The following is a 6,940-nucleotide window of genomic DNA, read 5'->3' as shown; positions in this document are numbered from 1 at the left end:
GAAGAGTGGCTGCGGAGCTGCCAGCAGCGTAACGCGCTCGGCGCCTAATTCACACAAGAATACCTAACGAAAAAAGCCCCTCTACCAGAGGGGCTTTTTGGAGAATCACGCGCCGCACACAAGCGGAATAATTCGGCGCTCTATTGGAAAGCGGCTTTCAGGCGGGTGGCGGCGAACTGCTGGGCTTCTTCGGCCTTGGGTACCACGGCATACGTGCCGAAGAATTCGTGGGTAGTCCCCGGGTACAGCATGTATTGGTTGGCTACCCCGGCTTGGGTGAGCTTATCGGCCAATTGCTTGCCTTCGGTTTGCAGCGGGTCAATCTCAGCGGCAATGATGGTGGCGGCGGGCAACCCACTCAGGTTGGCCACGTCCGTCAGCGAGATCAAACGGTTTTCGCCGTCGGCTGGGGTCGTGAAGTAGTTCTGGGTGAAGTACTGTACATTGGCTTTGCTCAAGGGCATGGCGCTCGCGTATTGGTTGTAGGAGGCCGTGTTTAGGTCGTTGTTGGCGACGGGATAGACCAGCAGTTGGTGGATCGGCAGCGCAAGGCCTCGCTCCTTGGCCAGCAGGCACACGCCCACGGCCATGTTGCCGCCGGCGCTTTCCCCGGCGACAGCGACTTTAGCCGCGTTGCCGCCGAAGTTCGTAGCGTTCTCTTTGGCCCACTTATAGGCTGCATACGCATCTTCGTGGGCCGCAGGGAACTTAGCCTCCGGCGAGAGACGGTAATCGACCGACACCACGATAGCGCCCGTGTTGGCAGCTAGGGCTTTGGCTGAGGGCTCGTACACATCGAGTGAGCCGATCACCCAGCCCCCCCCGTGATAATAGACAATCACAGGCAACGAGCCGGAAACCCCGGCAGGCTTATAGATGCGTACTAAAATGCCGTCGGCGGCGGACTGAGGTGTGTAGCTTTTGGGCAGCACCTGCTGGGTCACGCTCACGTTGGGCGGGGTGGGCGCCAGGTTATTCTTCTTGAGCAGATCCTGCACGGCATTCGTTACGCTGGGCGCCATGCGCGATTGTCGCGGAGAGAGGGTGGGCAGTGGGGGCGTACCATAGCTGGTGAACTGCTCGATGACGGCCAGCATTTGCGCATCCATGGCGGGGGCGTAGGTGGGCGCCGCGCCCGTGGGCTGGATCAGGGTCGTCTTGGGATCATTGTCGTCGCTGTCGTCATCACACGACGTCAAGGGAACCGTGAGCAGGGTGGCAGCTAGAGCCAGGGGTACAAGGCGGAACACCTTAGGTAAAGCGGGCAGAAAACTTCGTTTCATACAAATAGGAGGGAAAGAAAGTGAACGAGGGTCCTCTTACGGTACGGCCGAGCTTCTGGTTGAGTAAGGTATGTAAAAGAGGGAAGGTGCCCACTGCTAGCTGGTAGCGTGGGTGGGAAGGCGCGTACACGTATATCCTTTCCCGGGCAGAACCGTTAGTGGCCCTGTGCGCTGTTTATCTTCCGCTTACCTTTTAGTCCATGCAAAAGCCTATTTCCCGCCGCCAACACGCTTTCACCGATTATTCCTACGTGCCACTGGTGGCCTCTGCTCCTGATCTGGTGGGGTTCACCCAAGAAAAAGCGGCGACGACCCTGTGTCACGTGCTTAGCGGCACGGTGCTGCTCTCCAGTTTGTTCACCCGCGCGGAGTGGGGGCCCCTTCGCGTGATGCCTTACAAGGCCCACCTGGTTATTGATACGCTCGGCGGTCTGACGGCGCTCTCCGCGCCGTGGGTGTTCGGCTTTGCTCAGAATAAAAAGGCACGCACGACCTTTTTGGTCATGGGCGTGTTTGGCCTCGTCGCCGGCCTCCTCTCACGCCCCGAGGAAATGCCCAAGTAACCGAAGCCGTTTGCTGGCTACGTTCGTTGCGCTCCCGTGTAGGTCCTGCGGATAGCGAATTTACGTGTTATTCCTGCTAACTCTTTTCCTATGACTTCCTCGCATTCTATTGAAACCGACGTGTTGCACCTCGCCTACGAGCGGCGCGGCCCGGCCAATGCCCCTGTGGTGCTATTGTTGCACGGCTTCCCTGACGACGTGCGCACTTGGGATGAGGTCGTAGAGGCCCTGCTCGCGGCTGGCTATCAAACCCTGGCTCCGTCCATGCGCGGCTGTGGGGGCTCGACTTTCCTCGACCCTGACACGCCCCGTAGCGGCCAGGCCGTGGCCCAGGCCCAGGACGCTATTGACCTGCTCGACCAGTTAGACATTGACCGCGCCGTGGTTGTGGGCCACGACTGGGGCGCCCGCGCGGGCTATTTACTGGCCGCGCTCTGGCCGATGCGCGTCGAGCGGCTCGTCGCCTTGTCGGGTGGCTACGAAACCGGCATCCAGCCGGGCGATCAATTGCCGGTTGAGCAGATTCATGCCTACTGGTACCAGTGGTTTTTTCACTCGGAGCGCGGCCACGAGGCCCTGCACAGCAACCGCCAAGCCTTCTGTAAGTATATCTGGCATACGTGGTCGCCCACTTGGTCATTTGCTGAAGCTACCTTCGCCCGCACCGCCGTTTCTTGGGACAACCCGGATTGGGTGGCTGTGGTGCTGCACGCCTACTGCGTACGCTGGGGCGCCGCGCCGCCTGATCCGCGCTACGAGGCGCTGGAAAAACAGCTGACGCCGCAGCCCCGCATTCACGTACCGACCATTCTACTACACGGCGAACTAGATGGAGCTAGCTTAGTGGCTTCTTCGGAAGGCAAAGACACCTATTTTACGGGGCCGTATGAACGACGCGTGTTGCCCGGCGTGGGGCATTATGTTCCCCGTGAGGCGCCGGCCGCAGTAGTGGAAGCTGTCCTGAACCCGCACTAGATTTGATGTTGCCGGGGAGGCGCTAAAAATTGTCAGTAGGGCGTTCGTCTGGTAAAGCAGCCCAAAAGTTTCTGGCCTTGCTGGAGGAGTAATTTACTTGTCAGCTTACCATTCGTTAATTTGGGAGTTGGTTGATATCGCGCGGCTCTAGGCGGGGCTGCGCGTTCATGTGGTGGCGATAGGCCGTGGAAGTTTCGTAGGCTTTGATGCGCGCCCGGTTGATGGAGCCCAGGGGCCGGTGCTCGGGCAGGCAATGAAACGGATTGAAGGACAGCACGTCTTCTGCAAATACGCGGCGCGCGGGGCTGAAGGTGTCCTGCGCCGGAATCACAATTTTACCCAGGGTCTGATAGGGGCTCTGGTCCTGCGGCCAGTCCACAGACGCGTCCTCGACAGGCATGGTTGCTAAGTCGGAGCAGAGCTGGGCCCGCAACTCGTACTCGGCGCCTTGGGTGCGGAAGAAATCGACGACCAGATCGCGCCAGCCCCCAGCTTCCGTGATCTTTACCTGCTCCCCAGCTAAGGCTTGCACGTTCCCCGAGAGCGGCGCCACGCCGATTTTCGCTACGTATTCACCAAAGCGAATGGCCCCGAGTGTGGTGAAAGTTTCCCCTAGAATATGGTTGTTCGGATGAGGAGGTACCACTAATGGTACCTCTTTCTTAATACCCACGGCGTCCAGGGCCTGATTGACCAGCGTACCGGCTTGCGTGATCAGACTCGTCACGACTTCAGGAGCGTTGGCAATCACTTTTTCCTGACGCAGTTGCATGTCGTGGTAGCTCTTAATGTCGCCGGTAGGAATGATGGTATCATTCACTAGCAAAAAATCCTGAGTGACTTCGTCGGCTTGGTCGGGCAAAAACTTTTGGCCTGCCACACCAATAATTTTCACGGCCAGACCTTTCACGGAGGGTTGGGTATCGGGGTCGATGGTATTCGGCGCGGAGGAGAGCCGGAGAATGACCGGGTAGGTTTTTGGTTCCTGAAACATGCCCTGCGCTAAGTGAGCGGCTAGGTTAGGATACACGTGCAGTTCGCCACGCAGTATGCCGTGAGTTTTGGCGTGGGCGTCGCGGACCGCATGGCGGTTCTGCTCGAAGACGAAGCGGTTGATGCGCGCCATTGACTCGACCGTTTCGGTAATCAGTTGGTCTTCGTTGGGCTGGATTTCTTCGACGTCGTCGGTGTAGCGCACGTAAGCAGTGGGCAAGGACATAGAGGGAAATTACAAAGAGTAAAGACTTGAAATGGTAGGGATGAGCTAGCCCAGGGCGGTACTGGCAACAAGCGGAAAGGTAACCAAGTGGCGCACTGGAAAAGGTATGTGTTTTACCGTCGCTGAAGCAGTGCTAAAGGACAACAGTAGCTTGTTTACGGCATCAGCCCGTTCTAGATGCATCCAATGGGTGGCGTCGGAAAAATGCAACTGCCCGTCAACGCACTGGCTGAGTATTGAACGAAGACCTAAAGAAACAGCCGATTGGGCGCTACTTCCACCAGATCCCGCAAGCAGGGCAGGAAGCCCCGGCTATGTTCACGAGGGCTACTAGCGCCAATTACCAGCGGCGGCTGACGCAGTTGCACCGTCTGCGCGATGTGTGCCCCTTTTGAAACGCCTAGAAACCAATAGCGCCTGACTAGTCGCTTATCAACTATTCACAGGGTGGTTGGTCGTCCCAAATGCACCAACAGCCGGCACTTTCGGCTATGCTGACCTAGGTGCGCGATGTGCACGTAGTAACCCGCATCCAGCTCCAGGGAGGCCAAGACGTCCAGACGCGACTCGGCAGGTAAGGTGCGGTACGCGCGGCGCTTGGTAGAAGCCGGTGAGATCCAGGTGCACTGCATGACCAGCCCTAACAAAAACCCAAGAAGGAGCACCGCCAGCAGCCGGTATGCCCACGAGAACGCCAAGGTCTGCATCGAAACGAGCGGGTGCGTGAAGCCTCAAGGTAGAATGCATCTGGCTTATAACCAACGCAATCATCACCAAATACCACTAAGACGCCGCCGAGAAAAACTACTTATTTCCTTCCGGCTGCATCCTGCTACCACGGTCGACGCGGGTCGTCAGACCGACAGAGCCGGCTACAAAGCAGCCGGTTCTGCTCTCGCTCTGATCTCGCTGGGAATGCAACAACCCAGGACTGGCCGCTTCTACGTAAAAAGCTGAACGATGATCAACAAAAACAAAACTATTAGCAAGGGTGCTACAACAGGCGCTTTCTCCTTATCCGACTCATGTCCCCTAAGGTAGCAGACTGAGCCACAATTGTACGGCTAGGGCAATGGCCAGCACGATCGCCACCATGCCTGCGCTACTGAGTGGTCGCCGCTTGTACCATTTCCTGTAGGTGTACTTCATGTTCCCCTGCCGGTAGATGACGATGAAATCCTTATACCAACCCTCGGCGGATAAAGTTTTTGCAGCAAGTAGGAGTAAAGGCGTCGGGCTCATGCCACCCAAAATTCAGCCACTAAACACAAGGCAAGCCATACCAGCACCCAGATTGCCCGCCATAAGGGATCTGCGCGCAGCAGCTGACGAAAGAGTTTTCTCATGCTTTGCTCCCTTAATCGCCTTTAGGGCCGGACTGCGGGCTAATAAGCTGGCGAGGATTACACCAGTAACAAGCTTCGGCGGAGAGTAAACCACCCTATCGCCCTTTTTCATGTGCTACTTACTGACGCATCACCTGGGACAACGGATACTCCCATTGCGTGGCCTGGCACGAGCCAAGTTCCACCGCCAAGGTCAAGCCGAGCCAGACGCACAGCGCACAAGTCAGACGTTGCGATCCTAATCGACCAATAATCCAATGGGGTGTTTTCATATTACACCTACGAAGTTCGCCTGCTTATAGATCTTACTTGATTCATTTTCAGGCAATTGTTATGCAATTTACTTGGTAATGCTATTGCGCATCCTCCCTAAGTCACTACCAAGCAGCAGCCGTTTGCAGCCAAACGACGGCTTTGGTGCCCGACCTACCGGATCCTACCAGCAGTTATTGCCTCTCGTTGTGAAAGCACGTTTCATAGATTGCCTGATACCACTCCCATTAGCTCTTAGAGATTGCCCAGCTTTATAGCTAAACGCCGCGAATTCTTCTTGCCAACCGAGCTTTATTAGCCAGAGCGGTTGGGGTATTGTCCGTTTCCCAATCGAGCGCTCGCCTGCCTTTCCAAGGCAACAGCAATATACCCAAGGGAGGAAATAACCAGCTTTGCAAACAGGCCGTGAAGCTAGGACTGCAGTCAACACCTAATGCGCCGTGTTCCCTCCTCGCTGTTGCTACCGTGCGGATCGTCTGGCTGTCCACTGTCACTGACCAGGCCGCTACCGTACTAGTGAAGTCCATGTAGATTGGTAAAGTGCTGTTCCTGAGTAATATTCCGTAGTTATACAGCGGTAAACCCGTAGTTATCCGGCCTTCGTTGCTGGTAGCGGCGAGGGCCCCGCCGTATAAAAAAGATGAACGATCTTTCAACGGAAGCCGCGCGGCGCCGTGCGATTGCTTGGGCCACGGCTTTGGCGACGAATACCCCCCTCTTTCCCCAAGCCTACGAGCAAGGGCTACTCGATGAGTATGCCGTGGGTGCCCTCTCGTTAGAGCAAGTACTGCAATTGCTCGATGAGCGCGTGAAGCACGTGCTCTACCGCAGTCGGGCCACGCAAGCCTTCGATGAGGAAGAGCTCAGCGAGCTGCTGGCCGAAGCCCGGGCCTGGAACGAAAAACATGGTATCACGGGGCTATTGTGCTACAGTGACCGCCAGTTTGTGCAGTTGCTGGAAGGCAAGGCACACCCCATCGACTTACTTTATGCCCGCATTCAGCGCGACCCCCGCCATCGACAAGTGACTACCCTGAGCACGGCCCACGATGCGCACCGCTTCTTTGCGGATTGGCAGATGGGCTTTGTGACCGTGGACGAAGGCGAATTCCACTGGGTGCTGACGAGTTTGGATCATCCCAGCCCGAACGCATCCCTGATCGAGCAGTACGTGCAAGACCCACATTTGCGCACCCTGCTGGAAGCCTTTAGTCAGGCGTGAGCCCGAGCGCGGGACTACTTATCGCGCTGTCCCGCCCAGTTGATTGATTTACCCTAGTG

7 protein-coding genes are annotated in these 6,940 nt (G+C 57.0%); 4 read left to right on the top strand and 3 right to left on the bottom strand.

All coding sequences use genetic code 11. The annotated features are described in order from the left end of the window. Window positions 1-140: 140 nt before the first annotated feature. On the bottom strand, window positions 141-1,283 hold the full coding sequence (locus tag BXP70_RS28510; protein ID WP_086597522.1) for an alpha/beta hydrolase: 1,143 nt from the start codon (window positions 1,281-1,283) through the stop codon (window positions 141-143). A gap of 200 nt (window positions 1,284-1,483) precedes the next feature. Between BXP70_RS28510 and BXP70_RS28505 the strand changes: the two genes are divergently transcribed. Together BXP70_RS28505 and BXP70_RS28500 are read left to right on the top strand one after the other, a co-directional pair. After that, window positions 1,484-1,846, top strand: a complete 363-nt coding sequence (locus BXP70_RS28505; protein WP_086597521.1) for an SPW repeat domain-containing protein — start codon at window positions 1,484-1,486, stop codon at window positions 1,844-1,846. A 90-nt stretch (window positions 1,847-1,936) separates the two neighbouring features. Then, on the top strand, window positions 1,937-2,821 hold the full coding sequence (locus tag BXP70_RS28500; RefSeq protein ID WP_086597520.1) for an alpha/beta fold hydrolase: 885 nt from the start codon (window positions 1,937-1,939) through the stop codon (window positions 2,819-2,821). A gap of 115 nt (window positions 2,822-2,936) precedes the next feature. Here BXP70_RS28500 and BXP70_RS28495 read toward each other — a convergent pair whose 3' ends face one another. Beyond that, window positions 2,937-4,040, bottom strand: coding sequence for a catalase family protein (locus tag BXP70_RS28495; protein WP_086597519.1), 1,104 nt, complete (start codon window positions 4,038-4,040; stop codon window positions 2,937-2,939). 236 nt (window positions 4,041-4,276) lie between these two features. Between BXP70_RS28495 and BXP70_RS30135 the strand changes: the two genes are divergently transcribed. Next, on the top strand, window positions 4,277-4,435 hold the full coding sequence (locus BXP70_RS30135; protein ID WP_179197890.1) for a hypothetical protein: 159 nt from the start codon (window positions 4,277-4,279) through the stop codon (window positions 4,433-4,435). Between the two features lie 45 nt (window positions 4,436-4,480). On the opposite strand, the gene BXP70_RS28490 is transcribed toward BXP70_RS30135, so the two are convergent. Further along, window positions 4,481-4,747, bottom strand: a complete 267-nt coding sequence (locus BXP70_RS28490) for a hypothetical protein (protein WP_086597518.1) — start codon at window positions 4,745-4,747, stop codon at window positions 4,481-4,483. Window positions 4,748-6,299: 1,552 nt separating this feature from the next. Between BXP70_RS28490 and BXP70_RS28475 the strand changes: the two genes are divergently transcribed. Then, entirely contained in the window at window positions 6,300-6,881 is a 582-nt protein-coding gene (locus BXP70_RS28475) for a BLUF domain-containing protein (RefSeq protein ID WP_086597515.1), read from the top strand. Window positions 6,882-6,940 lie beyond the last annotated feature (59 nt).

This window comes from Hymenobacter crusticola, from assembly GCF_002154225.1.
GTDB lineage: Bacteria > Bacteroidota > Bacteroidia > Cytophagales > Hymenobacteraceae > Hymenobacter > Hymenobacter crusticola.
Note: the sequence above shows the minus strand (reverse complement) of the source record. Positions and strands in the feature narration are given on the sequence as shown.

Bases quoted from the DNA above. Each gene is read 5' to 3' on its own strand.
- BXP70_RS28500 (WP_086597520.1), top strand. From the start codon at position 1,937: ATGACTTCCTCGCATTCTATTGAAACCGACGTGTTGCACCTCGCCTAC.
- BXP70_RS28490 (WP_086597518.1), bottom strand. From the start codon at position 4,747: ATGCAGACCTTGGCGTTCTCGTGGGCATACCGGCTGCTGGCGGTGCTC.
- BXP70_RS28510 (WP_086597522.1), bottom strand. From the start codon at position 1,283: ATGAAACGAAGTTTTCTGCCCGCTTTACCTAAGGTGTTCCGCCTTGTA.
- BXP70_RS28475 (WP_086597515.1), top strand. From the start codon at position 6,300: ATGAACGATCTTTCAACGGAAGCCGCGCGGCGCCGTGCGATTGCTTGG.
- BXP70_RS28505 (WP_086597521.1), top strand. From the start codon at position 1,484: ATGCAAAAGCCTATTTCCCGCCGCCAACACGCTTTCACCGATTATTCC.
- BXP70_RS28495 (WP_086597519.1), bottom strand. From the start codon at position 4,040: ATGTCCTTGCCCACTGCTTACGTGCGCTACACCGACGACGTCGAAGAA.